Below are 25,790 nucleotides of genomic sequence, written 5' to 3'. Positions count from 1 at the left end.
GACATTATCGCCGCTAGCAGACGTCACCCCGTTGCAACTCAGCGTTCCAGTAAGCGACTGTACAATTGCTGGCATGAAGATGCGCAAAAAATCCGAGCTGCCATCCAAGATCTGTGCGCATTGCTCGCTTGCGTTCACCTGGCGCAAGAAATGGGAACGCGACTGGGACCAGGTGAAATACTGCTCGGAACGCTGCCGCCGCGCCGTCAAGCCAGCAGTGGCGCAATGCGGCAAGAACCAGGATTGACGATCCCGTCTTACTTCTCGATCACGCCGCGATCTTTCTTTTCCTTGAATTCGGCATCGATCACCATGCCGTCGGTGCTCTTGGGGGCTTGTTTGCCAGCAAACTTGTAGACCGACGCTAAGATTCGATCGAGCATGGCCCGCCTCAGCCACGGGAAGCCGAGAACAAACGCCGTCGTAAAGCCCGTGAAGGCCGCGGGCACGTAGCGGCCCTGCACCAGGAAAACCACGGCGCACAGCGCGACCAGGCCCACGATGAGTGGTCGCCGCACAGGTTTGGGCAACAGACCCACGATGCGCAGCTTGCCCTGGCTAATCCAGGGAAATCTTGCAAACACGGCGCCAAGCAGCAAGCCGGCGATTACCCGGCCCGTGCCAAGCTGCTCGGCCAGGACCCCGACGACCAGGAAGCCGGTATAGGTCATCGTGCTGGCCAATGCGACCAGTGCCAATACGACGACTGCGAATGTCAGCCTTGGCATGCGCCAGGCAGCTGTGACCAGGTAAGGTAGGATGGGTGTGCTCCTGCAAATAACGTGACGCTGTCACGAATTTTACCAGCACACCCACCACCACGGATGTTCACACCCGATGGTTGCTAGATCGTTCCCTGCCGCCCTCCGGTCTTGCCCGGGATGACGACGCTCTCCAGATCATCGTCTTCGTGTGCAAACAAGGCCGGCGAAGTCTGCAAGGCCGTCTTGGTTCGCTGGCAGCCAGGCTGTTTGCAGTGCTCGCCGTTTCTCAGTTCTATGTAGGCGGGACAGTTCTTGTAGTCATGATCAACGCAGGGCATATTTCCTCCCAAGATGTTGACAGTTTACGATGTTGTTTCAGTAATCAGCTTACACCACGGTCGGCAGGTTTGCCTGAAATAGTGCCTACCTTCGACAGCCGCAAGCAAGACTATGCCGATGGCTCGGCAATGGCCGCGAGGGGCAGCGCGGCAAAAGGGGGGTCAAGAACCGCCCTGGGCTTGCGCCATGTCGAGCGCGGGCAATGTGACTGTAAGGAAAGAAGACACTTGGCCGATCAGATCAGCGGCTTGCTGGCGCACCTGCCCCATCTGCAAGATTGACAGCTCGGCCTGGCGCACTGCCTGCTGGATCAGCGTGCGGCGCTGCGTCAAGGCGTCGAGCAAGGTGGCATCGGCCGCGCCGCCGGCGAGTTTGGCCACGACGGCCAGCACTGTCGCATGCAGGGCCAGGTTGTGCGCCGATGCTTCCAGGTTGCGCATGGCGACTTCGCTGTCGGCCATCAGCTGCACCAGCTGCGCATGGCTTGCGATGAGCGCCGGCTTGTACTCGGCCGGCGACGTCGGGCGCCGGAACAGCTTGCCGAACATGCCGGTCGGCGCCCTGGTACTCTCGAGCGCGGCTTCGAGCAAGGCCGGCACCGCCATCCGGGCAAACGTCAACACCAATTCTGTCACTGGCTGGAGCAGCGCGGCCTGTTCCATCAGCGGCTGCTGCGCCCACTGCATGACCAGTTGCAGCCTGACCGGCAAGATGCGCCGGAACAAGGCCGCCAGGCGCGGCTCCGCGTGCTCGACCAGCTTCGGATAATCAGTGCGGGCGCTGGCCAGGGCATCGCGCACCGCCGGATGGTCGTCGCTCTCGAACAGCGCCCTGGCCCCTGCCTTCGGGGCGGCGCCAGTGCGTGCCGGTGCTGCGGGAGGATCGTCGAACGACAGTGCCCTGGGCGGGCTGGCGGGGGTCGGCGGTGCCAGCGCGTCGCCGAAGTCAAACGCCTGCGGCACGGCCGAGTGCCGAACCGGACCGGAGCCAGGCTCCGGTTCGCCGTCAAAATCGAATGCCTTGGGCGTCTGATCTGTCATCGTCTAGCTGGCGACCGACGCCAGCGCTTTGGATGCAAAGTGCAAACGCGTGCCCGTTCTCAGACGGTACCGCCGAGCTTGCGGATGAAGGTCGCCAGGTTCAGCTTGAAGCCGGCGCCAACCGCCTGGAAGCGCCATTCGCCATCCTTGCGGTACAGCGAGCCGAACTGCAGTGCGGTCTTGTCTGAATAGTCTTCGTCCAGGTCGTATTCGGCGATCACTTCGCCAGTGTCGTCGTTGTATACCTTGACGTAGGCATCGGTGACACGGCCAAAGGTCTGCTTGCGCATCTCTGCCTCGTGGATGGTGACTACGATCGGCATTTCCACCACCGCTGCCTCGACCTTGCCCAGGTCGACGGTGATGACTTCGTCGTCGCCATCCTTGTCGCCGGTGCGGTTGTCGCCCGAGTGCACCACGGCGCCATCCGGCGAGGTGGTGTGGTTGTAATAGACAAAGTGGGCGTTACTGAGCATGACCGGATGGTCGCTCGCATCTTTCTTGCACAGGAATACCGACGAATCGAGGTCGAAGGCATGGCCTTCGGCCGCGTTGACCTTCCATCCGAGGCCGATCCGAACACGTTTCAAGCCCGGAACGGTTTTTTCGAGATTGATGCGGTGGCCAGTTTCGAGCGTCGTCGCCATGGAGTTTCCTTGTAGGGTAAAAATGGTATTTTCGCCAAATTGCGCAGCCGCGGCAACCGTGGTGATCGCGTTCAAGCCCCCGATGGGGAGAAGCGCGCAATCAGTTCGCGTTCGAGTTGCTGCAGTTTCGGCAGCTCGTCCCTGCGGCGTTGCTGGCCTTCTTGCGAGATTTGCTCGAGCTTGTCGAAAGCGGTCATCAGCTGCGTCTGCACGTGCTGGGCGGTTTCGAGGCTGACCAGCGAACGCTGCTTGGCGCGGGCCACGGTCTCGGTATTTTCCAGCAACATGTCGGCCTGGGCCCGGAATGCCGCGTCGGTGGCGTCGTAGGCGGCGTTGGCGATCGCCGCGCTCTGCTTGGCCTCGAGTTGCAGCAGGTAGAGCGAAAACACGTTGCGCCAGGCCGGAATCGAGACATTGACGATGTCGGTGAAGGTGTCGGTCAGCGCCCGGGCATTGTCTTGCGACAGGCGGATTTGCGGCACCATTTGCGTGGCCATCAGCATGGCGCGGCGCAGGTCGTCGATGCGCTTTTCGAGGCGCTCCAGACGGCGCTTGAGTTCGGTCGCCTGCTGCGCCTCGAAGGCGTTGGCCGGCGCGGCTTGCTGCGCCACCGCCTGCCGAAGTTGCTCGGCCCAGGCTTCACCCTTCTTTACGTCGGCGTCCAGGCCCTGGTAATACATTTCGAGTCCCTTGAACATCTCGTCGAAATCCTGGATGCGTCCCCGGTGCACATTGGCATGGCGCGTCATTTCCGCGACCAGGGTATCCATGCGCGATTCGACCACCTGGTACTGCGACAGCATCTTTTCTTTTACCGAGCCGAACATGTTTGTCACGCGCGAGAGCAGCCCGCCCGAGCGCAGCTTGGCCGGGTCCAGGCCCCTGGAGGTAACGATCAGTTCGTTCAACTGCGTGCCGAATACGTCGGCATCCGATGCCCGCACCGTGCCGAGCAGCTTGGCCGATACCTTGGCGACCCCCGCGCCGGTATTGCCGCCCAGGGCCTCGATGGCCTTGTCGTCGATACCCGAGATATCGACACGCACCTGCGGCGCCGCGCTTGCTGCGGAAAGCGATGCCGGCAGCAGGTCTGGCGCGCCGGCGTGGCTTGACGACGCATTGAGCGAGGGAGTCAGCAAGGGCGCAGGCGCCAACGGCGCCACGGGTGCTGCATTCGCTTCTTCGTCGGAGGAGAACAGCGGTTTCATCACATTCCTTCAGGTTGAACTGGCAACACGCATAGCTTATCACTGGACAACCGGGCTTCGCGAGCACCACGCTGCCTGCCATGCGGGTCGGTCCAGTATAACCAATGCGCACAGCGTCATTGCCCGTTCGAGGCTGACCGACAATCAAGCGTGAGACCCGCGCTGCCGCCGCTGGTTCCGGGCCAGGCCTGCCTGGCCCGGCCGGCTTACTTGCGCTCGGCCGCCGACTTGTCGCGCGCCGCGCGGAATTCGGAATCGCGCGACCAGTTCGGCCAGGCGGTCGAATTGGCCAACTCGGCACCGACTGCGTACAGCAGGCCGAGATCGCGCGCCATGCCGGTGAAGGTCCAGGCCGGGTCGAATTCGTCGGCCGGCTGGTGATAGGCCTTGTCGGTGTAGGCCGCTTCGGATGCCTTGCCCGCTTTGATGCCGCCATCGATCCAGTCATTGCCCGAACCGAAGGAAATCGCCGGCACGCCGCGCTTGGCGAACGGGAAATGATCGGAGCGGAAGAAGTAACCCGCTTCCGGCTTCGGGTCCGGCGAGTAAGCGATGTTTGCCGCCTTGGCCTTGGCAACCAGCCGGTCGAGCAGGTCCAGCCTGGCACTGCCCGAGATGGTGAAGTTGCGTGCCGGGCCGCGCGGGCTCAGTGCGTCCATATTGATCAGGCCCACCGTCGACGCCAGCGGGTAGAGCGGGTTCGCCGCGTAGTATTCGGAACCGAGCAAGCCCTTTTCTTCGGCGGTCACGGCCAGGAACACAACGCTGCGCTGCGGCGCCGGCTGGCTGGCATAGACGCGCGCCATTTCCAGCAAGGCGGCGATGCCGGTTGCGTTGTCGACCGCGCCGTTGTAGATCTTGTCGCCGCTGGCATCGGGCTGGCCGACGCCGAGGTGATCCCAGTGGCCGCTGTACATCACGACCTGCTTCGGATACTTGCTGCCCTCGCGGATCGCCACCACGTTCTGCGACTTGATCACTTGCACGTCCACCGCGTAGCTGGCCGACAGGGTGACGCCCTTGAGCTCGACGGGCTGGAAGGCGCGGGTCTGCGCCTGTTTCTTGGCTGCCTCGAAATCGAGCCCCGCCGCCTTGAACATGCCGGCCGCCAGGTCACGCTGGATCCAGGCTTCCATCGGGGCGTGCGCCTTGCCCGGCTCCTGGCGCACGATGTCGTACATGACATTGGTATTCGAATTTTTTACCGTCGGCCAGCCATACGAGGCCGGCGCGGTTTCGTGCACGATGATCGTGCCCAGCGCGCCGCGGCGCGCCATCTCTTCGAACTTGTAGGTCCAGCGGCCATAAAAGGTCATGGCCTTGCCGCCGAAATCGCCTGCGCCGGACTCGAAGTCGGGATCATTGATCAGGACCACGGCCAGTTTGCCCTTGAGGTCCATCTGCTTGAAGTCGTCCCACTTGCGCTCGGGCGCGGTGACGCCATAGCCCACGAACACCAGCGGCGCGTTCTTGAAGTCGACCTGTTTTGCGCCGCTCATCGATGCGCGCACCGCCATGTCTTCACCCTGCACCAGCTGCCGGCTGCCCTTGCCGTCGGACAGGGTCAGCTTGACCGGGCCCTTGATCTCGAAGCGGCCGAGCGGCACGTCCTGGGTCCAGCGACGCTTGCCGTCCACCAGGTCGCCGCCGGGTTGCACGCCGGCCGCCTTGAATTGTTCGACCAGGTAATCGACTGTCCTGGTCTCGCCGGCGCTATTCGGGGCGCGGCCTTCGAACGCGTCCGAGGACAAGACCTTGACATCGCGCGCCAGCCGTTGCGGGTCGAACACCGGGGTGTCGGCGGCATGGGCGCAAGCGCCCGCAAGACCCAACAGTACTAAGGTGAGGTTTTTCAATCCGGATCTCCATCATGTGGTTTTGGCAGGAGAGACATTAGCATAGGTCGTGCCGCCGACCCGCCCTGGCTGCCTCGCCTCAAGCCTTCTTGAGCGCATCGGCCTTGTGCGCCGCTTCGGCGCCGGTCTTGTCGCTCACGACCAGGTATTCCGGGTGCTCGGGCGATGCCGCCACATGGTGCCCCTTGATGTCGGTGGGCGAGGTCAGCTTTTTCTTGATGGTGCCGTGCACGGTGCCTTGAGATGACTGCCACTGCACCTTGTCGCCAGCCTTGAAAGGGTCGCTCATGCGGGGTCTCCTGGGTTCACGCGGCGGGGCGCCGCGCCACCATTGAAGCATACGTTCCTGACTCGCACGGCAGGATCGTTAGTCAGCGAACCAGGCTAGTTGCGGTGCTGCATCGAGTTGGTCGCCTAGGCGGCCTTGTTCGGCAGTGGCAAACCTTCGGCCAGCACCAGCCGCTCCATTGCGTTTTCGAGCACCATGCGCGCCCGTGCCGCGGCCACGCCGAGCTCGTGGTGCAGGCGTGCGTCTTCCTGGTTGCGCGATGCGCACTGGGCACTGTAACGCTCGAAGCTGCCAACCATCATCAGGATATCCGACAGGTGGCGCGGACATTCGCAGGACATGCGGTTGCCGGCGGCGGTGATGGTGGCCAGCATCTCGTCGTCGAAGCGGCGCGGCGCGATCTGTTCGCCGGACGGCTCGGGGGCCGGCAGCCCTTGACCGGCCAGCGCGGACCGGCACAGCAGCACCAGTTCGCCGACTTCGGCGGGCACGCGCGCCACCAGGCAACCCTGCTCGCGCAGCGCGCGGATGGTCGCACTGCCGCAGAACCGGTACAGCACCACCACTGCGGTGGCGCGCGCGATGGCGCGCGCAGCCGCGATCTGGGGCAGCAAATCGTCGTTGAGCTCAGAAGCTTCGATCAGCAGCACATCCAGCGCCTGGCCGTCAGCGAACGCCGCGACGCCATCGAGACGCGCGCAATGGCGCTGCACCTGCAATGCCCGGCCATCGCGCCCGCTCGCCGCAATGCGCCGCGCCAGGCCGTCGCCGACCACCAGAACGCGCATCGGTCCGCTCGCGTCGGCCGCGCGCGCAAGGTCGGGCGCTATCATTTCTTCGATCCGTTCAACCGGCAGGTCGGCCAGGACGCCGATCGGATGCCCCAGGTCGACCAGCTGCTTTAGCAGGCTCAGGCGCCGGACCTGCTCGGCGGTATACAGGCGCTGCCCATGCGGCGAGCGCTGGGTGTCCGACAGCGCATAGCGCCGCTCCCATACCCGTAGCGTTTCTACTGGCAGGCCGGCCAGCCGCGCCGCCACGCCACTACGATAGGTCACCTGACGCTGGCCCTGGCCCTGGTGTGTCGCTTCCCGCTGTTCGTTCATGTCGATTTTCATATCGCCGCTCGCTTGACCCGCCGCTGAACCAGTAAATTATGGACATGTCCCGCGACAAATGCGAGACGGCCTTCAGTGTAGCGCAAGAACCATGACGCCCGCATCCGGAACGGCAAAAGAACACACGCTTGCCACAGCCGGCGGGCTTACCAGGTGAAGTCGTCCGGAATCTGGTAATCGGCGTAAGGATCGTCGGCGTCGATCTCGCTGCTGGTTTGCTTTACCTGGATCACGATCGCAGGGTCGCGCTCGGCGATCTTGGCGGCGATGACCTTTGGAACCAGTTCGTAGGTCCCGTTCAGGAACACAATCGCCAGGCGCCCGGCAACCAGATGTTTCTGGACAGTGGCCGAGACATGGATCCGCTCGATCTTGCTGCCGTGCGTGAAGTTGTAGGCGATGTCGCCAGCGCCGCGCGGCTGCCGGTTGATATGCACCAGCTGCGCAATTTGCGCTACCACCGCTTTTTGCCGGGCGGCTGCGTCGCGCTGCGCATTAAGCTCGCGCGCCCGTTCGGCATTCTTGCGTTGCAACTCAAGCGCGGCCTCGCGCGATTCGTTTACCGATTCGGCGCCGGTACGGCGTTCGATCTTCTTCTGCTTGGTCTTGTCCTGGGTGACTTTCTGGACTTTCTTCTTGTCCACCAGACCTGCTTTGAGCAATTGCTCCGCCAGCGACACCATAGTTCCTGCTCCTTCGTATGCCGGCCCGCACGCTGCCGGCCCGCGTCAAGCCGCTAGCATAGCAAACCGCGCCCGGCGTGGACAACGGCAACGCCCGCCATGGCTCAGCAATAGTCAAGCCATTGGACAATCAGGACGCCTACGGCTCCCATCGAGGTTGTCGACAAATTTTACATATTTACAATATTTGCTAATAGTCAATATGCTATTTATTAGTTAAATCAATACTTTAGCGTGTTGGCACGCTCTGTGCTTGAGTAGTTGCGATCAAGCTCACAGGCGACAGCGCCAGCGACGAATTTCTCGGATGAATTCCCTTATAACTCAACACGGAGGCGATACATGATCAAGACACTGCTCATTGCCCTGTCATTCCTGTCCACGATGGGCTTCGCTCAGGCCGGCATCTTGCTGCAGGAAGATTTTAACGATGTCAGCGCCCTGCCAGGCCAGGGCTGGGTGTTCGACAACCAGAGCATCCCGCCCGGCCCGGCGCCAGGCTGGGTGCAGGGCAATCCGGATGTGTTCGAAGCGCAGTCGGGGCCGCCCAATTCGTATATCGTGTCCGACTTTAACGCGGCCGCCGAGGGCGGCCTGATCGACAACCGCCTGTTCACGCCACTGTTCTCGCTGGAAAACGGTGCGGTCGCTACCTTCTACCTGCGCAGCGCCAACACGCCCGGCTTCGGCGATATCGTCATCTATGGCTATACCGAGGGCAGCACCGAGCCGATGGATTTCATCGCCGAGATGGTCGCAACCCCGCCTAACGAATGGACCCTGTACACCATCACGATCGGTGCCCGGGCTGGCAACGGACGGCTCGGATTCGTCCATCGGCAGCCGCAGCTCACCTCGGACTACGTCGGCCTCGACACGCTGCTGATCCAGTCGGTCGAGGATGCCGAGGTGCCCGAGCCGGCTAGCCTACTGATTTTCGGGCTCGGCCTGGCCGGCCTGTCGCTGGCGCGCCGCCGCCGCTGAGTTCTACCCCGCCGGGCTAAGCCGCCGCCTGCAGCGGCACCCGCGCCACCGCCGTCTTCAGCGCCTCGAAGCAGTCCGCATCGAGTGCGCTGCCGACGGTTTTTTCCATCATGGCCAGGGCCTGCTGCACGGGAATCGCACCGCGGTAGGGACGCTCGGCCGTGATCGCATCGAAGATGTCGGCGGTGGTGATGATGCGGGTTTCGAGGCCGATCGCGTCCCCGCTCAGGCCGCGCGGATAGCCGGTGCCGTCCAGGCGCTCGTGGTGCGCACCGGCGATCTTGGCCAGGCCCGCGAATGCATTGATACGGCCCAGGATCGTTTCCGTGAAGTGCGCATGCTGCTTGACCGCGTCCCATTCGTCGCGGTCGAGCGAGCCCGCCTTGTCCAGCACGCTGTTGCTGACGCCCAGCTTGCCCACGTCGTGCAGCAGCGCTCCGCGCTTGAGCCAACGGCGCTGCCGCGCGTCCATGCCCAGCTCTTCCGCGATCATGTCCGTGTACAGCGCCACGCGCGCGCTGTGGCCGCTGGTGTAGGGGCTCTTGGCGTCGACCACCTGGCCGAAGGCGGTGGCAATGTCGTCGAGATAGTCGTCGTCGAGCGCCACCTCGTGTCCGGCTGGCTCCAGCGCAAACACGGCCTGGTCGATGGCAGGTGCTGCCAGCATGTCCCAGAAGGCAGGCGCCGCCGCTACCTGCTCAAGCGCCGCCACCAGCCGTGGGTCGAACCAGCTGCCGGCGCGGCCGCGCACTTCTTCCAGCGCGCTGTCGCGTCCCGACGACGTATTGAACACGTCGATCACCTGGGCCATCAGCGCGATGCGCGCGTAGATCGGAATGTCCTCCCCGGCCAGTGCCTGCGGCTTGCCCTTGCCATTGAAATGCTCGTCGAGCGAATAGATGCCGGCAGCCACGCCTTCGGAGAAGCGCAGCAGCCGGGCAATCTCGGCGCCGCGCTGGCAGCGCGTAGCGACCAGGCTCTGGGCAATCGCCGGACCGTCGCGCAGTATCGTCATTACGCTGCGAAAGCGCTCGGCCAGGCCGGCTTTCAGGCCGGTATGGGTCAGCACGAACGACAGCACCTGCGGCAGGCTGTCGCCCACGGTCTTGAAATCGCGCTTGAATTGCAGGTCGTCGGTCAGGTACAGCTCGCAAATGCGCGCCGCATTGCTGCTGCAGCCCAGGTCCTTGAGCAGCAGCGTGTAATAGAGCTCCCACAGCTGGTGCTCGGGCAATCCGGCGGCCCGGCCGATGTGCATGCCGATCCAGCAGCAGCGCACGCAATGGCCGTCGGGCTGGCCCTCGGTGATGTCGAGCGCGTAGCTCAGCGCCCCGATCAGTTCGGAAAGCTTCATGGCGCTGGGGGACGGCTGAATGTGGCCGGTGACGTTAACCATTGCAAAAATTCCTGTATGTAATTTAAATTGATTCTACGCCACATTTTTCAGGAAAGTTCGCCGCCTGGCTGGAATTGCTTACGGCTGCGGCAAAGCCGCCACAAACCTTCGCAAGCTGCCGCCGCGCTGGCCATCGTGCTCCGGCCTTTTGTTCGTCACAGTAGACTGTGCATACAGGCTCTCTTCCGGGCCGCACTGCCTTGCACGCGCCGGCGTACGGCGCCCTGCACAGAAAGGACGACGACATGTCTGCTACCACGAACGGCGCTTCGCTCTCGGTATGGCTCGACAGCGCGGTGCTGCCCCCCTGCCCCCCGCTGCCCGGCGACCTCGATACCGATGTGTGCGTGATCGGCGCCGGCATCGCCGGCTTGAGCACCGCCTACCTGCTGGCCCGCGAGGGGCGCCGCGTTGTCGTGATCGACGCGCTCGGCATCGGCGCCGGCGAGACCGGGCGCAGCAGCGCCCACCTGTTCCCGCCCGACGAGTGGTACGCCGCCATCGAGCACAAGTTCGGTCCCGGCAATGCCCGCTTGGTGGCCGACAGCCATGCGCGCGCGATCGGCCTGGTCGAGTCGATAGCCGCCATGCTCAAGGCCGACGAGCATATCGACTGCAAGTTCGAGCGCGTCGACGGCTATCTGTACGCCCTGCCCGGCAATAAGCTGCGCAACCTCGAGCACGAATACCACTGCGCCAGACGCGCCGGCGTGGCGGTCGAGCTGCTGCCGCGCGTGCCCGGCCTGCCCTTCGATTCGGGTCCTGCCGTGCGCTTCGCGAACCAGGCGCAGTTTCATCCGCTGCACTACCTGGCAGGCCTGGCGCGCGCCATCGAGCGCCTTGGCGGCCGGGTGTTCGGCGCCACCCACGCGTGCCGGGTGCGCGGCGACCAGCAGCAGCAAACCGTCTCCACCGAACACGGCGAGGTGCGCGCACGCGCGGTGGTGCTGGCCACGCACACGCCCTTCAACGACCGCGTGGTGATGCATACCAAGCAGGCCGGCTACCGCACCTATGTGGTAGGCCTGCGCGTGCCGCGCGGCGCGCTGCCGCGCATCCTGCTCTGGGATACCGGCGACCCGTATTACTACGTGCGCCTCGAGACACCCGATGCGGCGGGCGATCACGACATTCTGGTCGTGGGCGGCGCCGACCACAAGACCGGCCAGGACGACCACCCCGAACACCGCTACGACCAGATCGAGCGCTGGGCCCGCGCGCATTTCCCGGCCGCGCAGGACCTTGCCTACCGCTGGTCGGGCGAGGTAATGGAACCCGCCGACGGCCTGCCCTACCTCGGCCGCAACCCGATGGACGACGACAACGTCTACCTGATCACCGGCGACTCGGGCAATGGCATTACCCATTGCACCATCGGCGCGATGCTCATCACCGACCTGATCGCCGGCCGAGACCACCCATGGGAGGCGCTGTACGACCCGGCGCGCAAGCCGGTGCACGGGTTGGCCGATTTCGCCGCGGAGCAGGCCAATACGCTGGCCCGCTACGGCGAATGGCTGACCGGGGGCGATGTCGACTCGGTCCAGGAAATCGCGGCCGGCGAAGGCGCGGTGGTGCGCGACGGCCTGCGCAAGATCGCGGTGTACCGCGACGCCCAGGGCGCTCTGCACGCGGTGTCGGCCAGGTGCACCCACCTGGGCTGTGCGGTGCACTGGAACTCGGCCGAGCGTTCGTGGGACTGCCCCTGCCACGCGTCGCGCTTCGACATTCAAGGCCAGGTGCTGCATGGCCCGGCACCCGCGCCACTCGAAAAGATCGAGCTGCTCGATGGCGGCCTGCCGCCGCGATCGCCGCGCGCGGGCCTGCGCGGACGTCATGCACGGTGAGCCATGCGCGGCTGGCGCTCCCAAAAAACGACGACACCGGCCCGCAGGCCGGTGTCGCACGCGGCCCACCCGGGCCGCGTCAGGGGGAAACTGTTAAGTCAGTAGCCGCGGCCGGTGCCGCCGGTGCTCTTGGTATCCGTATCGGTGGTGCCGGTGGTGCCGGTGGTACCGCTGCGGCCGCTTTCGTCCATCGTGCCGGTCGCGCCGCTATCGTCCACCGACTCGCTGGTTCCGCTGGTTCCGGTGGTTCCGGTGGTTCCGGTGCTGTCCGTGGTGCCGGTCGTTTCCGTCGACCCGGTCGATCCGGAGGCCCCGCTGCTGCCCCACGCGCTGCGCGGTGGCGGTTCGCTCGATGCACCGGTACTGGTCCGTCCGGCCTCGACACCCGAGCTGCCCCAGTCGGCCTGGCCGCTGCCACTAGTCGCTCCGATGGCGCCGGTGGCGCCGGTCGAACCGGTGCTGCCGCTCCAGGTGCCTGAACCGGCTGCGCCACTGGTGTCGCCGCTGGCGCCGCTGGTACCGCTGGCGCCGTGCATGTGACCCGAGCTTCTGTGATCCTTGTCTTTCTTGCTGTGCTTCATGTCATGGTGCTGCGGGCTGCCGGTGGCGCTTGCCGACGAGCTGCCGCTGCTCTGGTCGTTCATGCTGCCGCTATGGGCGGTGCCGGCGCTGGTGCCGGTCCCCGACGTGGTACCGGCCTGGCCGGCAGTTCCACTCGATTGCGCATGGACGGTCGTGGCAGCGAGCATGGCAGTGGCAACGGACGCACCCAACAGGCCTTTCAGTAGCTTGTTCATCTTCATGTCGATCTCCTGGAATGTAGCTTCGGGGCGAAATGCTCAACAATATCAATGAGATATCGCGATAGGAGTCCGAGTGTAGTGAGCCTGTACATACACAGGCGCACGTTAGCCTACAGGCAAGATATGCGCGTGCTGTGCGCCGCGCTTCGGAGCCTCCCGCACGCGGATATGCACATCGGCGTATCATCGCCGCATGATCCCACTCTCGATACTCGACCTCTCTCCCATCGTCGAAGGCAGCGATGCGGCAACATCATTCCAGTGCTCACTAGATCTCGCGCAGCACGGCGAACGCTGGGGCTACAACCGCTTCTGGCTGGCCGAACACCACGGCATGCCGGGCATCGCCAGCGCCGCCACCGCGGTGCTGATCGGCCATGTGGCGGCCGGCACCTCGACCATCCGGGTCGGCGCCGGCGGCATCATGCTGCCCAACCATTCGCCGCTGGTGATCGCCGAGCAGTTCGGCACGCTGGCATCGCTGTTTCCGGGCCGCATAGACCTCGGCCTGGGCCGCGCGCCCGGTTCCGACCACGTCACCGCGCGCGCGCTGCGCCGCAACCTGGAGTCAAGCGCCGACGAATTCCCCCAGGACGTCGTCGAACTGTTGGATTATTTCGCCGATGCCCCGCGCCGCCAGGTACGGGCAGTGCCGGGTGCGGGCCTGGAGGTACCGGTCTGGATCCTTGGGTCGAGCCTGTTCGGCGCCCAGCTGGCCGCCGCGCTCGGTCTGCCCTACGCGTTCGCCTCGCATTTCGCGCCACAGATGATGATGCAGGCGATCGAGCTCTACCGCTCTACTTTCCGCCCGTCCGCGCAGCTCGACAAGCCCTACGTCATGCTTGGCTTTAACGTGTTCGCCGCCGAGACCGACGCCGAGGCGCAGCTGCTGGCCACCTCGATGCAGCAGGCGTTCGTGAGCCTGCGTACCGGCCGCCCGGGCAAGCTGCAGCCCCCGCTGCCGGGCTACCTCGAACAGCTCGGCACGGCCGAGCGCATGATGCTCGACAGCGTGCTCTCATGCAGCGCGATCGGCTCGCCGGCGACGGTAGACACCGAGCTGCGCGCCTTCATTGCACGCACCGGCGCCGACGAGCTCATGATCACCTCGCAGGTATTCGACCACGCGGCGCGCCTGCGCGCCTACGAGATCACGGCAGACATCCGGCGCAAGGGCTGAGGCGCCCGGTTCGCCAGCACGCACGCCTGCGGCGGTGCGCTGGCGCGGGCGGCTACAATGCCCCCGTGTACTTACCAGGAGCACCCATGTCCATCCGCCTTTCCCTGCTCGCGCCCGCCGCGCTCGTTGTCGCCCTCGCTACCCTGTCGGGCTGCGCCGCAGTTGCCAGACTCACCACCGCCCCCCTGATCGAGCGCCATGTGCCGCAAGACTATAGCGGCGTGGTCGCCGTGCGCAAGGATCTGCATGCGCCGCTGGTGCCGCGCGCCAGTGGCCTGGCCCTGCGCGAGGAAGCGCAGGCCAACACCAGGGACACCCGCTTCATGGTCGGCGGGATCAGTCGGTGGATCACGGCCGTGGCCGTGCTGCGACTGGCCGACATGGGCAAGCTCGACCTGGACGCGCCGATCGCGCGCCATCTGCCGCAATTGCCGGCCGCCAATGGCGCGGTCACGTTGCGCCAGCTGATGTCGAACCGCAGCGGCATTCCCAACGGCCTGTCCGAGGCGATGAAAAAAGACAAGGAAATCGACCACCTCGAGGTCGGTCCGGTCGAAGCGGCGCTGCGCTTCGGGGTTGGCACCCCGGGCGCGGCCGGCACCAAGTGGGACGATGCGGCGACCAACTGGGTGCTGGTCGCGGCCGTGGTCGAGCGCGCCACCGGCGAGCCGTTCACCGAAACCGTGGAAGAACTGGTGCTGGCCCCGGCCGGCGTGCGCGACACCAGCTTCGGCGCCACCGGCTACGAAGATTCGGTTGGCATGGCGGTCGCCTATGACGCCGCCGGCGGACGCAAGGTACCGACCGCGCCGCCGATGCTGGCGGCCAGCGGCACCCTGTACAGCACCGCGCGCGACCTGGTGGCGATTGCCGACACCGTCTATTTCACCAAGCTGCTCTCGGATAAGGGGCGGCGCGCGCTGTCCACCGTCCAGGTGGCCGCGCAAGACTATGCGCTGGGCTCGCGCGTGAAGACCTTCACCACGAAACAAGGCGCCCGCTCCCTTGCCTGGCATACGGGCGCCTTTGGCGGCTACAAGACCTTGCTGGCCTACGACCCGGCCGATGGCCGCGCGGTAGTTCTGCTTAACAACACCGACATGCCGCAGGCGGAGCAAGCCAGGATGGCGACGGCGCTGATGCAGGCGCTTGACTAGCCGCCCTTGCCAGCGTGGCCGGCCAGCCAGGCCGGCCACGCACTGCTCTTAGTTCACGACATTTCCATTCACATCGATTCTGCGCACTTCGCCGACATTGAGCGAGCGAATTCCCGCTTCGATCTTGCTCAGGTCACCCACCACGATCCACACCAGGCGTTCCGGCGTGAAGCTGCGGGCGGCCAGCGCGTTGGCTTGCTGAGGCGTCAGGGACAGCGCCTTTTCGGTAAAGGTGTTGTAGTAGTCGTCCGGCAAGCCGTATTGCACGATGTTGTTGTAGGCACTGGTGAGCTGGTTGGCGGTTTCGAAGCTGCCCGGCAAGCCCAGCGTGTTGTTGTCGAGTGCGCCTTTGAGCTCAGCGTCCGTGATCGGCTTGCCGCCGGCGATGTTGCGGTATTCAAGCAAGAGTTCCTGCATCGCTTCGCGAGTCTTGTCGGTTTGCACCGGCGAGACGCTCATGAAAGGACGCTGGCCGATCGCCGGCGACAGTTGGCTCGACACGCCGTATGACCAGTGTTTGTCTTCACGCAGGTTCATGTTGATGCGCGAGCTGAAGGTGCCCCCGAAAACGTCGTTGACGATGTCCAGCGGCAGCGATTCCGGGCTGTTGCGCGGCGGCGCCAGCTGGGCACCGACGATCACGCTTTGCAGCGCGCCCGGACGGTCCATCAGGTAGACCACGCTTTTTTCCCGCGGCGCCACCGTGGCCAGCACCTTCTTCGGCACCTCGCCGGCTTTCCAGGCCGCGAAGGATTTCTCCAGCATCGGCTTGATCTCGGCCAGCGTGGTGTCGCCCACCACCAGCAAGGTTGCGTTGTTCGGCTTGAACCAGGTGGCATGGTAGTTCGCCAGGTCGTCGCGGGTCATGCGCTGGACCGCTTCTTCGGTGCCGGTGCCGGTGAATGGCTTGGCGTACACATGGTCCTTGCCGTACAGCAGGCCTGGCAGTACGCGCAGCGCCATCAGCTGCGGCACGGTTTTCTCACGCTGGATCGCGGCCAGCCGGTCTTTCTGCAGGCGGGTGAATTCGTTCTGCGGAAAGGCCGGATTGAGCACCAGGTCCGAGTACACCGCAAGCGACTGCGGCAGCGTGGCCTTGAGCGTGTTCATGGTGACGAACGCGCTGTCGAGGTTGGTGCCGGTGCTGAACTGCGCGCCCAGGCCCGCGAATTCTTCGCCGATTTCCAGCGACTTGCGGGTCTTGGTGCCTTCTTCGAGCATGCGCAGCGCCAGGCTGGCCACACCCGGTTTCTCGCGCGCGTCGGACGCGTAGCCGCTATCGACCAGCAGTTGCACGTTGACCACCGGTGCATCGTGGCGCTCCGCCAGCACGACCTTCAGGCCGTTCGACAGCGTGGTTTTCTGCATCTCGGGCAGCTTGAGCGCCATCGGCTTGCCGAGCGCCGGCTCCTGGCTGCGGTCGGGCGCGGCGCTCGCTGTCAGGGTAGTCGGGTAGGGATCGACCTGCAGCACGAAGTCGCCGTCGCTGAGCCAGTCGTTCATGGCCTTTTTCACGCTGGCCGGGGTCGCATCCTTGATGCGCTGCAGGTAGACCTTGTAGCAATCGGGGTTGCCGGTATAGGTAGTGCACGAGGCCAGCAAATCGCTCTTGCCGCCAAAGCCGCCGACCCGCTCGATCATGCGGGTGTACTGGGCCAGGATGGTGGTCTTGGCCAGGCGCAGTTCTGATTCAAGCGGGCCGTTCTTCATTAGCGCGCGCAATTCTTCGTCCGCTGCGCGCTCCATTTTGGCCACGTCGGCGCCGGGGCGCGCGGTCAGGGTCAGGTCGAACTGGCCGCCGATCTCGGCCGCATCGTCGCTCGCGGTCGCACTGGTGGCCAGCTGGTCCTTGTACACCAGGCGCTTGTACAGGCGCGAGGTCTTGCCCCCGCCCAGCACCAGCGCCGCCAGGTCGAGCTGCGCTTCTTCGGGCGTGTGCGCGCCCGGGACATTCCAGGTGCGGTAGATGCGCGACTGCGGCACCCGGTCCTGCACGGTGGTGCGGTGGCTGCCGGTGCGCTTGGCGATCCAAGCTGCGTGCTTGGCCAGCGGCGGCCCCGGAGGAATGTGGCCGTAATACTGCTCGACCTTTTGGCGCGCCACCTCCGGCGTGATGTCGCCGGACAGCACCAGCACCGTGTTATTCGGGCCGTAGTTGGTCTTGAACCAGTCCTGCACGTCCGTCATCGAGGCCGCGTCCAGGTCTTCCATCTTGCCGATCACGGTCCAGGAGTACGGGTGGCCGACCGGGTAGGTGTTGTTCACCAACAGCTCGTAGGCCACGCCGTAGGGCTGGTTCTCGCGCTGGCGCTTCTCGTTCTGCACCACGCCGCGCTGCAGGTCGAGCTTTTTCTTGTCGACCGTGCCGAGCAGGTGCCCCATGCGGTCGCTCTCGGCGAACAGCGCATAGTCCAGCATCGAAGTCGGCACGTTCTGGAAATAGTTGGTGCGGTCCTGGTTGGTGGTGCCGTTCAGATCCGTCGCACCGATTCCTTCCATCGCGTTGAGATAGGTCTTCTTGAAGTTGTCGCTGCCACTGAACATCAGGTGCTCGAACAGGTGGGCGAAGCCGGTCTTGCCGGCCTTTTCGTTCTTCGAGCCGACGTGGTACCAGGTGTTGATCGCGACCACCGGGGTCTTGTGGTCTTGATGCACCAGCACCGTCAGGCCGTTCTTGAGAACGAACTTGGTGTACGGGATGTCGGGGATCGGGATATCCGGCGTGGTGGCTTGCTTCGCCGGGGCCGCATGCAGCACCGGCATGCTGGTGACCAGCGCCAGCGCCGCGACCAGCGTGAGATTGCGAACGGATGCTGCCATGCTGCTCCTCCTGTGAATCATCCGGGACGGATGGAAAGAGCATTCTAGGCAGCTTTTTCGATTGCAACAATGTCAGGTGCATGGAACCGTTCAAATCCATGCCTGGGCCAGTTACTTGGGCATGATCCTCAATACGCTGCCCTTGGCCTCGTCGGTCAGCACATACAGATGCCCGTCCGGGCCCTGGCGCACGTCGCGCACCCGCTTGCCGATGGCAAGCTTTTCCTGGCGGGTCACCTTGCCGTGGGCGTCGAGCGCCACGCGGCGCACATCCTGGCCGGCCAGGCTGCCGCTGAACAGGCTGCCGCGCCAGGCCGGGAAGGCCTTGCCGGTGTAATAAACCAGGCCCGATGGCGCCGGCGATGGCGACCACACCACGATTGGCTGCACCATGCCCGGCACGGTCCTGGTGCCGACCGGTTCGCGGCTGCTGTAGTCAAGGCCATAGCTCTGCAGCGGCCAGCCATAGTTCTTGCCGCCTTCGATCAGGTTGATCTCGTCGCCGCCGCGCGGGCCATGCTCGCTGGCCCAGACGCGGCCGCTTTGCAGGTCGACTGCCATGCCCTGGATGTTGCGGTGGCCAATGCTCCACAGTTCTGGCAACGCGCCCTGCTGCCCGGCCAGCGGATTGCCCGCGGCCGGCTTGCCGTCGGCGCCCAGGTGCAACACGGCGCCGTAATGGCTGCCAAGGTTCTGGGCCTGCTCGCGCGCCAGCATGCTGCCCACCCGCTGGGGCGGATTGCCGCCATCGCCGATACTCATCAAGATGGTGCCGTCTTTCAGGAACAGGATGCGCGAGCCGAAATGCTGGCCGCCGCTCTTGGACGGCGAGGCGGTAAAGAGGGTTTTCACGCCATGCACGCGCTTGCCGTCAAACACACCCTGCACCAGCACGGTACGGTTGTCTTCCTGCGTACCGCTGGCCATCGTCATGTAGACCCGTGGGTTGGCGCCCCGGTCATGCGGGTGCACGGCAATATCGAGCAGGCCGCCCTGGCCGCCAGTGAACAGCGCCGGCAGGCTCTCGATGGCGATCTCGTCGACGCGCTTGCCCTTGACCAGGTGCAGCGTGCCTTTCTTTCCGGTGACCAGCATCCGACCGTCCGCCAGCCAGGCCATGCCCCAGGGTTGCGGCAGGCCGCCGACCACGGTGTCGAGACGCCAGCCCTTGGCTGCGGGCGGCTCGTCGACCGGCGTTACCGGCTGCGCCGCGACCGGCCCCGAGAACACAGTAAACAAGGTGACAACGGAAATCAGCGCGCGCGCAGGAATGCGTTGGCTACTCGTCATGAAATATCTCCCTAGATTGGTCATTTAGTTAATATCGTAGCTTATTAGCCGCGTTTTGCTTCATTTTGTCTGCACGTTAAGCACAAAAGGCGTAGAATTCACATTTGAGCGACCCCACCATAAGGATCCCATCCGATGATGCCACGCCGAGCTTTCCTGAAGTCTTCTATTTTCCTCGCAGCACCCACCCTCAGCATTCCGGCATTTGCCAAGACAGCACAGGCAGCCCCGGGCGAGCATACACTGCGCCTGTATAACACGCATACCGGCGAAAAGCTGAACAGCGTGTTCTGGGCCGAAGGCCAGTTTGTTCCGGATGCACTGCAAGACATCAACAAGGTGTTGCGCGACCACCGCACCAACAAGATTGCCGACATGGATCCGGAACTCTTGCTGCTGCTGACCACCGTCAATGCGAAAATGGGCAACAACAGGGAATTGCACATCATTTCGGGCTATCGGTCGCCGGAATCGAACGCCAAGCTGCAAGCCGCCAGTGGCGGCGTGGCCAAGCGCAGCCTGCATATGGAAGCCAAGGCGATCGACATCCGCATTCCCGGCAAAGACCTCAAGATGCTGCAACGCGCTGCAATGTCGATCAAGGGCGGCGGCGTCGGCTACTATCCCGACTCGCAATTCGTCCACCTGGACACCGGCCGCGTCCGTTCCTGGTAAACAATCATGCGGCGTGCATCCTGCGTGCCCCGGCAACTGGCCTGTCTGGCCAGCCCCTTCTTGTTGGCGACGCTGGCCTTCCTGGCCAGCCTTGTTGCCGGTCCGGCGCATGCCGCCGGGCAGGCCGCGACCGTCACGGTGAAATCCACCCGTGATCCGGTCGATAAATCGTACAGAAAAATGATCAAGGCCGTAGAGCGTTTCGAGCGCGAGCGTGCCCTGGCGCCGAACGCTTCCCTGCGTTTTCAACTCCTGCCGCGCCTGCCTACCGTGGACATGCGCGGCATCACCCTGCGCGTGGCCGGCGACAGCGTCAGCGTTCCGGTGCCGGTCGCCGCAGACAACAGCTTTGTCCTGCCGCGGGTCGATGCGGCGCTGCGCGAGAACGCCGCCGTGCTGGCCAACCGCAAGACCACCAGCATGACCTGGCGCGCCCTGATCGTGACCCCCGGCCTGCCGGCCGGCACCCGGCGCCTTGGCGACCTGCGCCTGGAATGCCGGGTCGGCGTCGAAGCCGGCCTGGTCTCCAACAGTTCGCCGCTATTCGCCTGGGTCACCAATGCGCTGAATTCGCCCGAGCAGGTCTGTGGTAGCCCCGATGGCAATTACCTGTTCTTCGCCGAGCGCCCGATCTTCGCCGTGAGCTTGCGCGCGGGCGAGCGGGTCGAGACGCTGCCGTTCAAGATGCTGTATGCAGGCGGCGAGCTTTCCAGGGCCGACCTGCAATACTGCGATTGCCAGGTCATGCTCGACCGCACCTTCTACGCGCCGATCTGGGATGCATCCTGGCCAGACGACACGCTGGTCGAGTTCACCTATATGGAGGACGCGCCATGACCGCCAGTCTGCGCCTGGCGCCCCTGCTGGCGTCGCTATCGGTGGCGCTATTGCTCCTCGGCTGCGCCGGCACGCCCGCGCCGCCCGGCACCCAGGTCGCGCAAGAACGGCTACAGCAAGCCATCGTTCCGGGCACCACCACCAAGGCGCAGCTGCTGGCCGCGTTCGGCCCGACCAAGAATGTGGTGTTCGATAGCGGCTTTGAAACATGGTTGTACCAGACCCCTGCCGGCGGCGGGCGCTTCGGCGAATTCGTGGTGCTCATTCACCCGTCCGGCATCGTCACCAAGACCCGCACGCGGGCGCCTGCCCTGCCCTGACACAGCCTTGCCGATAGCCAGTCGTGCGTGGCTGGCAGGCGCTCGCTGGCACAATGGGTGAATTCAACGGGTGAATCATGATCTGCTCCCACGGAGGCTGGCATGCTGCTTGGACGTGCGCAAATGATCTTGCGGGTAGCTGTAGCCATGTTGACAGCCATGGTCATCGCCCTGTCGCTGTCCGCCTGCGGCGGCGGTGGCGGCAACCCCGGCAGCCCCGGCCCGGTCACCCCGCCGCCTGCCGCTACCGGCAGCCTGGCCATCACCACGGGCGGCCTGCCGGCCGGCGTCGACGCCTCGGTGCGCGTCACCGGCCCCAATAATTTTCAGCAAGACCTGACAGGCTCGCAAACCCTGTCTAGCATTGCCGTCGGCAGCTATAGTGTGACTGCCGCCCCCGTCACCGCTGGGGGCGTGAGCTATACCCCCGCACCAGCTACCCAAAGCGCCATCGTCAGCGCCGGCGCCACCGCAACCGCCACGGTCGCCTACGGCGGCGCCGCGCTCAGCATCGCCCTGAGCGAAGTGGCGAGCAATCTCGTGAACCCGACCTGGCTTACCGCGCCGCCGGGCGACCCGCGCCTGTTCGTGCTCGAGCGGCCGGGACGCATCCGCATCGTTCAGAACAACAGCGTGCTGGCTATTCCCTTTCTCGACTTGAGCGGCCGCGTCTTTACCGGTGGCGAAGGCGGCCTGCTGTCGATGGCCTTCGATCCGGCCTTTGCCCGCAATGGATATTTCTATATTTACTACACCGACCCGCAGCAGGACATCGTCGTCGAGCGCTTCAGCGCCAGTCCCAATCCCAACCTGGCCGACCCGACATCCAACCTGGTCATCCTGCGCATCCCGCACCCGAACTTCGTCAACCATTTTGGCGGCCAGGTCGCCTTCGGTCCCGATGGTTTTCTGTATGCCAGCACCGGCGACGGCGGCGGCGCAGGCGACCCGCAAGGCAATGGCCAGAACCTGGGCTCGCTGCTGGGCAAGCTGCTGCGCGTCGACGTGAGCGCAGCACGCGCCGGCCAGCCCTACACCATCCCGGCCAGCAATCCCTACCTCAATGGGCCTGGCCGGCGCGCCGAGATCTGGGCCACCGGCCTGCGCAACCCGTGGCGCTTCAGCTTCGACAACGGCCAGCTCTACCTGAGCGACGTCGGCCAGGACCGGCGCGAAGAAGTCAACATCAGCGCGGCCGGCAACACTGGCGCGGCGGGCCTGAATTACGGCTGGAACACGATGGAAGGCACGCTGTGCTACAACGCCGCCAGCTGCGACCGCACCGGCCTGACCCTGCCGGCATTCGAGTACGACCACGGCAGCAACGACGCCAACGGTTGCGCGATCACCGGCGGCTTCGTCTACCGCGGCAGCGCCCTGCCAGAGCTGGCCGGGCGCTATTTCTACTCTGATTATTGCCGCGGCTTCTTGAAAAGCTTCCTGGCCACCGGGGGCAACATTACCGAGCAGCGCGACTGGAACATCGCCAGTATCGGCAATGTGATCTCGTTCGGCCAGGACGGCGCGGGCGAGTTGTACCTCACCACCGCGCGCGGCAGCGTGTACAAAATCGGGCGCTCCGCCGCGCCATGAACCACCGCGTGAGGTTAAAATTAAACCATGGCACGCTTACTCCTTGATTTCCCAGAAGACCAGTTCTGTTATTCCACCCCGATGTCGGTGCGCGTCACCGACGTCAATGCCGCCAATCACCTCGGTAACGATTCGATGATCTCGATGATCTCCGAGGCCCGCGCGCGCTTCCTGTTCGAGTTCGGCGTTGCCGAGACCGAGCGCGACGGCACCGGCATCATCGTCACCGACCTGGCCACCACCTACCGCGCCGAAGCGCATGCGCGCGACCAGTTGCTGTTCGAGGTGGGCGTCATGGACTTCAACAAATACGGCGGCGACATCACCTTCCGCGTCACCCGCCCGCGCGACCGCAAACTGATCGCCATGGCCAAGTCGGGGTTTGTCTTCTTTAACTATAAAAGCAGCCAGGTAGTAACGATGCCAGACGATTTTCGCGCGAAGTTCGACCGGGTCAACTGGATCGACTGAAGGCTATTTTGCCCGGACGTCAAAGCGGGTCAAGCCCGCAGTCAGCATCTCGCAACGATACATCATGGCGCAGAGCTTCTTGCTGCCTTTGATGATGTAGCCGCCATTAGCGACCTGCACCGTCATCTTCGATTCCAGCTCATCACCAGCCATGTAGGCCAACGTTTGCCTTCCGGGTTGGCAGACAGGTCGTCCGACTAGTTGGCGCGCGCTGATCGCGCCCACGGTGATTCTGGACATGATTCCCTTCGCAATCAAGCCGGTCAATCATCTTGCTGACCGCAGCTTGGCTCGCTTCTGCTCATCAACACCTGGCGTTGAAACACTTTTTCTTTACCCGCAAAAAACCTGGAACTTCCCCACCCCGTCATCGGAATAGAAGATAAAGATGACACCCATGACGACACCCCCCGACACTCCCGACCACGAACTGCTGCGCCAAACGCATGCCGGCCGGGCCGATGCCTTCACGGCGCTGTACCGGCGTCACCAGGGTCCGCTGTTCCGCTATGCGCTGATGCGTTGCGGTGCAAGCGACACGGCGGCCGATGTCGTGCAAGAAGCTTTCATGGGGCTGCTCACCAGGCGCTTCGGTTTCGATCCGCTGCGTGGGCAGCTCCAGCACTTCCTGTTCGGAGTGGTGCGCAAGCTGATCCTGAAGCTGGAAGAAGCGCGCCGGCGCCAGGTTGCGCTGCCCGAGCCCGACGAAGACGGCGAACTCGAACTCGACCTGCCCTGCGACGGCGCCGGGCCGTTGACTCGCCTGCTGGACAACGAGACCGCCGAGCACGTGCGGCGCGCGCTGGCACTGCTGCCGGCGCACTACCGCGACGTGGTCATTTTGTATGAACTGCACGACCTGTCCTACCTGGAGATCGCCGCGGTCTGCCAGGTCGACATTGGCACCGTCCGCTCGCGCCTGTCGCGTGGCCGGGCGGCCCTGGCCAAACGCCTGAAGGCGCATGCGCCGGACTGCCTTGTGAATTGATGGAGATAACGATGGATACCACCGACAAGCCCGATGCCACCCTCGCGCCCTGCTTCGCGACTCTGCGCGCCACGCTGGCCGGCCTCGATGCACCGCGTGGGGTCGAGAAGGAATTGCTGCAGGCGTTCAGTCGCCAGTTCGCGCCGCAACGGCGCTGGTACCACGCGCTCAGCCTGCCACAGTGGGGCACGGCTGCCGCCGTGTGCTCGCTGGCGGTGGTGGCGGCGCTGCTGGCGCTGTCGCCGCACCATGCGCTCGGCGTGGGTGGCCAGCGCCTGGTCGGCATCGACCAGGGCGCTGCCTTCGTTGCGCTCGATTCGCTCGAACGGATCGCCGGCGAACCCGGTGCCCGGTTGGTCGAAGCTGACATGCCGCGCACGGCGCTGGCTCGGCTCGGGGTGCCGGTCAGTCCCGAGAACGCGGCCGACACCGTGCGCGCCGAAATGCTGGTCGCCGCCGATGGCCAGCCGCTTGCCGTACGGCTCAGTTCCGCTACCGCATTTTACTAATCAACCCCAATCCAGTTCACTCACCGAGGATGGCAATGAAACCCACCAACATCTTGATTACCGCACTATTGACCTGCGCCTTAATGCCGGCAGCGGCCCTGGCCGATGACATGGGCAAGCTGGCCGAAGCGCCCGCGCTCGATGGCCCCGGCGCACTCGCCGGCGTCGGCGGCGGCCCGCTGGTGCACATGCATCGTGGCAGGCCGGTCAAGAACGCGCCCTACAGCGCCGAGATGGTGTCCGAGCGCATCCAGACCCTGGGCGACGGCAACCAGATCGTCAACAAGACCAGCACCATGTTCTACCGCGACAGCGCCGGCCGCACCCGCACCGAGATTCGCAACGACGAGGGCGAAGTGCGCAGCGTGAGCATTGTCGATCCGGTCGGCGCTACGCGCTACCTGCTGCGTCCGCGCGAAAAGACCGCGATCAAGCTGGCCGCCCCACGGGCCCGCGCCAGGATCGACCAACTGCGCGAGCAAGGCCAGTTGCCCGGCGCTGAGTCGGAACCGAACCAGGAGCCCGCGATCGTCAAGCAGGTCGAGCGCAGCGGCGAGCGCCATGGCCAGCAGCGCGAGGTCCGGATCCGTATCGCCCAGGCCGCCTCGCCGGCAATGGCGGCGCGCCTGGCCCCGATGATCGCCGGCGTCATGGACGAGCGCAAGTGGGCGTCGAAGGCCGACACCAGGGACCTGGGCACGCGCGAATTTTATGGCGTCAAAGCCACCGGCACCAGCCGCAGCTACGAGATCCCGGCCGGCGAGATCGGCAACCGCCAAGCGATCGCGGTCAGTAGCGAAACCTGGGTGTCGCCTGAACTGCAGGCGGTGGTGTTCCACAAGCGCAGCGACCCGCGCACCGGTGAGGCAGTGTTTCGCCTCGAGCGCTTGAGCCGCGCCGAGCCGGCGGCAGCGCTGTTTGCGGTGCCCGCCGATTACACGGTCAAGGATCCGGTGGCGGTGGCGCGACGCCATAGCGACAGGAAAGCGCCATAGCAGGCGCGATGGTGGGCACAACCAAACGGCGCGTCATCGCG

At 64.8% G+C, this 25,790-nt stretch carries 26 protein-coding genes; 13 read left to right on the top strand and 13 right to left on the bottom strand.

What is annotated here, in order from left to right; all coding sequences use genetic code 11:
• The first annotated feature begins 73 nt into the window (after window positions 1–73).
• Window positions 74–247, top strand: coding sequence for a DUF2256 domain-containing protein (locus NRS07_RS03710; RefSeq protein ID WP_259211308.1), 174 nt, complete (start codon window positions 74–76; stop codon window positions 245–247).
• Between the two features lie 10 nt (window positions 248–257).
• Here the strand turns inward: NRS07_RS03710 and NRS07_RS03705 are convergent, their stop codons facing one another.
• The 8 genes from NRS07_RS03705 to NRS07_RS03670 form a co-directional block, all read right to left on the bottom strand.
• Complete coding sequence (locus tag NRS07_RS03705; protein ID WP_259211307.1) at window positions 258–671, bottom strand: hypothetical protein; 414 nt, start codon at window positions 669–671, stop codon at window positions 258–260.
• 533 nt (window positions 672–1,204) lie between these two features.
• Window positions 1,205–2,083, bottom strand: coding sequence for a hypothetical protein (locus NRS07_RS03700; protein WP_259211306.1), 879 nt, complete (start codon window positions 2,081–2,083; stop codon window positions 1,205–1,207).
• A gap of 59 nt (window positions 2,084–2,142) precedes the next feature.
• Window positions 2,143–2,730, bottom strand: a complete 588-nt coding sequence (locus NRS07_RS03695; RefSeq protein WP_259211304.1) for a TerD family protein — start codon at window positions 2,728–2,730, stop codon at window positions 2,143–2,145.
• Between the two features lie 71 nt (window positions 2,731–2,801).
• Window positions 2,802–3,938, bottom strand: a complete 1,137-nt coding sequence (locus tag NRS07_RS03690) for a toxic anion resistance protein (RefSeq protein WP_259211302.1) — start codon at window positions 3,936–3,938, stop codon at window positions 2,802–2,804.
• Between the two features lie 206 nt (window positions 3,939–4,144).
• Window positions 4,145–5,794: a M28 family metallopeptidase gene (locus NRS07_RS03685; protein WP_259211300.1), complete on the bottom strand. Its 1,650-nt coding sequence runs from the start codon at window positions 5,792–5,794 to the stop codon at window positions 4,145–4,147.
• Between the two features lie 79 nt (window positions 5,795–5,873).
• Window positions 5,874–6,083, bottom strand: coding sequence for a DUF2945 domain-containing protein (locus NRS07_RS03680; RefSeq protein WP_259211298.1), 210 nt, complete (start codon window positions 6,081–6,083; stop codon window positions 5,874–5,876).
• A 125-nt stretch (window positions 6,084–6,208) separates the two neighbouring features.
• Window positions 6,209–7,189, bottom strand: a complete 981-nt coding sequence (locus NRS07_RS03675) for a MerR family transcriptional regulator (protein WP_259211296.1) — start codon at window positions 7,187–7,189, stop codon at window positions 6,209–6,211.
• 158 nt (window positions 7,190–7,347) lie between these two features.
• On the bottom strand, window positions 7,348–7,884 hold the full coding sequence (locus NRS07_RS03670; protein WP_259211295.1) for a DUF2058 domain-containing protein: 537 nt from the start codon (window positions 7,882–7,884) through the stop codon (window positions 7,348–7,350).
• Between the two features lie 342 nt (window positions 7,885–8,226).
• Between NRS07_RS03670 and NRS07_RS03665 the strand changes: the two genes are divergently transcribed.
• A complete protein-coding gene (locus NRS07_RS03665) occupies window positions 8,227–8,868 on the top strand; it encodes a choice-of-anchor J family PEP-CTERM protein (RefSeq protein WP_259211294.1) in 642 nt (213 codons plus the stop codon).
• Between the two features lie 16 nt (window positions 8,869–8,884).
• On the opposite strand, the gene NRS07_RS03660 is transcribed toward NRS07_RS03665, so the two are convergent.
• Window positions 8,885–10,264 carry an HD-GYP domain-containing protein gene (locus NRS07_RS03660; protein ID WP_259211293.1) on the bottom strand — a complete coding sequence of 460 codons (1,380 nt, stop codon included), beginning with the start codon at window positions 10,262–10,264 and terminating at the stop codon, window positions 8,885–8,887.
• 245 nt (window positions 10,265–10,509) lie between these two features.
• Here NRS07_RS03660 and NRS07_RS03655 point away from each other — a divergent pair, with 245 nt between their 5' ends.
• Window positions 10,510–12,111, top strand: a complete 1,602-nt coding sequence (locus NRS07_RS03655; protein ID WP_259211292.1) for an FAD-dependent oxidoreductase — start codon at window positions 10,510–10,512, stop codon at window positions 12,109–12,111.
• A gap of 98 nt (window positions 12,112–12,209) precedes the next feature.
• Here the strand turns inward: NRS07_RS03655 and NRS07_RS03650 are convergent, their stop codons facing one another.
• Window positions 12,210–12,914: a hypothetical protein gene (locus NRS07_RS03650; RefSeq protein WP_259211291.1), complete on the bottom strand. Its 705-nt coding sequence runs from the start codon at window positions 12,912–12,914 to the stop codon at window positions 12,210–12,212.
• 193 nt (window positions 12,915–13,107) lie between these two features.
• Here NRS07_RS03650 and NRS07_RS03645 point away from each other — a divergent pair, with 193 nt between their 5' ends.
• Both NRS07_RS03645 and NRS07_RS03640 read left to right on the top strand, forming a co-directional pair.
• Window positions 13,108–14,094, top strand: a complete 987-nt coding sequence (locus NRS07_RS03645) for an LLM class flavin-dependent oxidoreductase (protein WP_259211289.1) — start codon at window positions 13,108–13,110, stop codon at window positions 14,092–14,094.
• A gap of 86 nt (window positions 14,095–14,180) precedes the next feature.
• The gene (locus tag NRS07_RS03640) at window positions 14,181–15,251 is read left to right on the top strand and encodes a serine hydrolase (protein ID WP_259211288.1); all 1,071 of its coding nucleotides are present in this window, start codon (window positions 14,181–14,183) and stop codon (window positions 15,249–15,251) included.
• Between the two features lie 48 nt (window positions 15,252–15,299).
• Here the strand turns inward: NRS07_RS03640 and NRS07_RS03635 are convergent, their stop codons facing one another.
• Complete coding sequence (locus tag NRS07_RS03635; RefSeq protein WP_259211287.1) at window positions 15,300–18,071, bottom strand: pitrilysin family protein; 2,772 nt, start codon at window positions 18,069–18,071, stop codon at window positions 15,300–15,302.
• A gap of 111 nt (window positions 18,072–18,182) precedes the next feature.
• Window positions 18,183–19,361 carry a PQQ-dependent sugar dehydrogenase gene (locus NRS07_RS03630; protein WP_259211286.1) on the bottom strand — a complete coding sequence of 393 codons (1,179 nt, stop codon included), beginning with the start codon at window positions 19,359–19,361 and terminating at the stop codon, window positions 18,183–18,185.
• 135 nt (window positions 19,362–19,496) lie between these two features.
• Here NRS07_RS03630 and NRS07_RS03625 point away from each other — a divergent pair, with 135 nt between their 5' ends.
• From NRS07_RS03625 to NRS07_RS03605, 5 genes are all read left to right on the top strand, one after another.
• Window positions 19,497–20,036, top strand: coding sequence for a DUF882 domain-containing protein (locus NRS07_RS03625; RefSeq protein WP_259211285.1), 540 nt, complete (start codon window positions 19,497–19,499; stop codon window positions 20,034–20,036).
• A gap of 6 nt (window positions 20,037–20,042) precedes the next feature.
• Window positions 20,043–20,873 (top strand): hypothetical protein, encoded by an 831-nt coding sequence (locus tag NRS07_RS03620; RefSeq protein WP_259211284.1) that lies wholly within the window; start codon window positions 20,043–20,045, stop codon window positions 20,871–20,873.
• Entirely contained in the window at window positions 20,870–21,193 is a 324-nt protein-coding gene (locus NRS07_RS03615; RefSeq protein WP_259211283.1) for a hypothetical protein, read from the top strand. Before NRS07_RS03620 ends, NRS07_RS03615 begins: the two co-directional genes overlap by 4 nt.
• Window positions 21,194–21,295: 102 nt before the next feature.
• Window positions 21,296–22,786, top strand: a complete 1,491-nt coding sequence (locus NRS07_RS03610) for a sorbosone dehydrogenase family protein (RefSeq protein ID WP_259211282.1) — start codon at window positions 21,296–21,298, stop codon at window positions 22,784–22,786.
• A 27-nt stretch (window positions 22,787–22,813) separates the two neighbouring features.
• Window positions 22,814–23,257, top strand: a complete 444-nt coding sequence (locus tag NRS07_RS03605) for a thioesterase family protein (RefSeq protein ID WP_259211281.1) — start codon at window positions 22,814–22,816, stop codon at window positions 23,255–23,257.
• A gap of 3 nt (window positions 23,258–23,260) precedes the next feature.
• Here NRS07_RS03605 and NRS07_RS03600 read toward each other — a convergent pair whose 3' ends face one another.
• Window positions 23,261–23,497 (bottom strand): hypothetical protein, encoded by a 237-nt coding sequence (locus NRS07_RS03600; RefSeq protein WP_259211280.1) that lies wholly within the window; start codon window positions 23,495–23,497, stop codon window positions 23,261–23,263.
• A 157-nt stretch (window positions 23,498–23,654) separates the two neighbouring features.
• Here NRS07_RS03600 and NRS07_RS03595 point away from each other — a divergent pair, with 157 nt between their 5' ends.
• The 3 genes from NRS07_RS03595 to NRS07_RS03585 are packed head-to-tail and all read left to right on the top strand — an operon-like array spanning window position 23,655 to window position 25,749.
• Complete coding sequence (locus NRS07_RS03595) at window positions 23,655–24,245, top strand: RNA polymerase sigma factor (RefSeq protein ID WP_259211279.1); 591 nt, start codon at window positions 23,655–23,657, stop codon at window positions 24,243–24,245.
• 11 nt (window positions 24,246–24,256) lie between these two features.
• Window positions 24,257–24,754 carry a hypothetical protein gene (locus NRS07_RS03590; RefSeq protein ID WP_259211278.1) on the top strand — a complete coding sequence of 166 codons (498 nt, stop codon included), beginning with the start codon at window positions 24,257–24,259 and terminating at the stop codon, window positions 24,752–24,754.
• A 35-nt stretch (window positions 24,755–24,789) separates the two neighbouring features.
• The gene (locus NRS07_RS03585) at window positions 24,790–25,749 is read left to right on the top strand and encodes a hypothetical protein (protein ID WP_259211277.1); all 960 of its coding nucleotides are present in this window, start codon (window positions 24,790–24,792) and stop codon (window positions 25,747–25,749) included.
• The last annotated feature ends 41 nt before the right edge of the window (window positions 25,750–25,790 follow it).

This window comes from Massilia sp. H6, from assembly GCF_024802625.1.
Lineage (GTDB): Bacteria > Pseudomonadota > Gammaproteobacteria > Burkholderiales > Burkholderiaceae_D > Telluria.
Note: the sequence above shows the minus strand (reverse complement) of the source record. Positions and strands in the feature narration are given on the sequence as shown.

Excerpts from the sequence above, each read along its gene's own strand:
- NRS07_RS03710 (WP_259211308.1), top strand. The coding sequence starts at position 74 with ATGAAGATGCGCAAAAAATCCGAGCTGCCATCCAAGATCTGTGCGCAT.
- NRS07_RS03705 (WP_259211307.1), bottom strand. The coding sequence starts at position 671 with ATGACCTATACCGGCTTCCTGGTCGTCGGGGTCCTGGCCGAGCAGCTT.
- NRS07_RS03700 (WP_259211306.1), bottom strand. The coding sequence starts at position 2,083 with ATGACAGATCAGACGCCCAAGGCATTCGATTTTGACGGCGAACCGGAG.
- NRS07_RS03695 (WP_259211304.1), bottom strand. The coding sequence starts at position 2,730 with ATGGCGACGACGCTCGAAACTGGCCACCGCATCAATCTCGAAAAAACC.
- NRS07_RS03690 (WP_259211302.1), bottom strand. The coding sequence starts at position 3,938 with ATGAAACCGCTGTTCTCCTCCGACGAAGAAGCGAATGCAGCACCCGTG.
- NRS07_RS03680 (WP_259211298.1), bottom strand. The coding sequence starts at position 6,083 with ATGAGCGACCCTTTCAAGGCTGGCGACAAGGTGCAGTGGCAGTCATCT.
- NRS07_RS03675 (WP_259211296.1), bottom strand. The coding sequence starts at position 7,189 with ATGAACGAACAGCGGGAAGCGACACACCAGGGCCAGGGCCAGCGTCAG.
- NRS07_RS03670 (WP_259211295.1), bottom strand. The coding sequence starts at position 7,884 with ATGGTGTCGCTGGCGGAGCAATTGCTCAAAGCAGGTCTGGTGGACAAG.
- NRS07_RS03665 (WP_259211294.1), top strand. The coding sequence starts at position 8,227 with ATGATCAAGACACTGCTCATTGCCCTGTCATTCCTGTCCACGATGGGC.
- NRS07_RS03660 (WP_259211293.1), bottom strand. The coding sequence starts at position 10,264 with ATGGTTAACGTCACCGGCCACATTCAGCCGTCCCCCAGCGCCATGAAG.
- NRS07_RS03655 (WP_259211292.1), top strand. The coding sequence starts at position 10,510 with ATGTCTGCTACCACGAACGGCGCTTCGCTCTCGGTATGGCTCGACAGC.
- NRS07_RS03650 (WP_259211291.1), bottom strand. The coding sequence starts at position 12,914 with ATGAAGATGAACAAGCTACTGAAAGGCCTGTTGGGTGCGTCCGTTGCC.
- NRS07_RS03645 (WP_259211289.1), top strand. The coding sequence starts at position 13,108 with ATGATCCCACTCTCGATACTCGACCTCTCTCCCATCGTCGAAGGCAGC.
- NRS07_RS03640 (WP_259211288.1), top strand. The coding sequence starts at position 14,181 with ATGTCCATCCGCCTTTCCCTGCTCGCGCCCGCCGCGCTCGTTGTCGCC.
- NRS07_RS03635 (WP_259211287.1), bottom strand. The coding sequence starts at position 18,071 with ATGGCAGCATCCGTTCGCAATCTCACGCTGGTCGCGGCGCTGGCGCTG.
- NRS07_RS03630 (WP_259211286.1), bottom strand. The coding sequence starts at position 19,361 with ATGACGAGTAGCCAACGCATTCCTGCGCGCGCGCTGATTTCCGTTGTC.
- NRS07_RS03625 (WP_259211285.1), top strand. The coding sequence starts at position 19,497 with ATGATGCCACGCCGAGCTTTCCTGAAGTCTTCTATTTTCCTCGCAGCA.
- NRS07_RS03620 (WP_259211284.1), top strand. The coding sequence starts at position 20,043 with ATGCGGCGTGCATCCTGCGTGCCCCGGCAACTGGCCTGTCTGGCCAGC.
- NRS07_RS03615 (WP_259211283.1), top strand. The coding sequence starts at position 20,870 with ATGACCGCCAGTCTGCGCCTGGCGCCCCTGCTGGCGTCGCTATCGGTG.
- NRS07_RS03610 (WP_259211282.1), top strand. The coding sequence starts at position 21,296 with ATGCTGCTTGGACGTGCGCAAATGATCTTGCGGGTAGCTGTAGCCATG.
- NRS07_RS03605 (WP_259211281.1), top strand. The coding sequence starts at position 22,814 with ATGGCACGCTTACTCCTTGATTTCCCAGAAGACCAGTTCTGTTATTCC.
- NRS07_RS03600 (WP_259211280.1), bottom strand. The coding sequence starts at position 23,497 with ATGTCCAGAATCACCGTGGGCGCGATCAGCGCGCGCCAACTAGTCGGA.
- NRS07_RS03595 (WP_259211279.1), top strand. The coding sequence starts at position 23,655 with ATGACGACACCCCCCGACACTCCCGACCACGAACTGCTGCGCCAAACG.
- NRS07_RS03590 (WP_259211278.1), top strand. The coding sequence starts at position 24,257 with ATGGATACCACCGACAAGCCCGATGCCACCCTCGCGCCCTGCTTCGCG.
- NRS07_RS03585 (WP_259211277.1), top strand. The coding sequence starts at position 24,790 with ATGAAACCCACCAACATCTTGATTACCGCACTATTGACCTGCGCCTTA.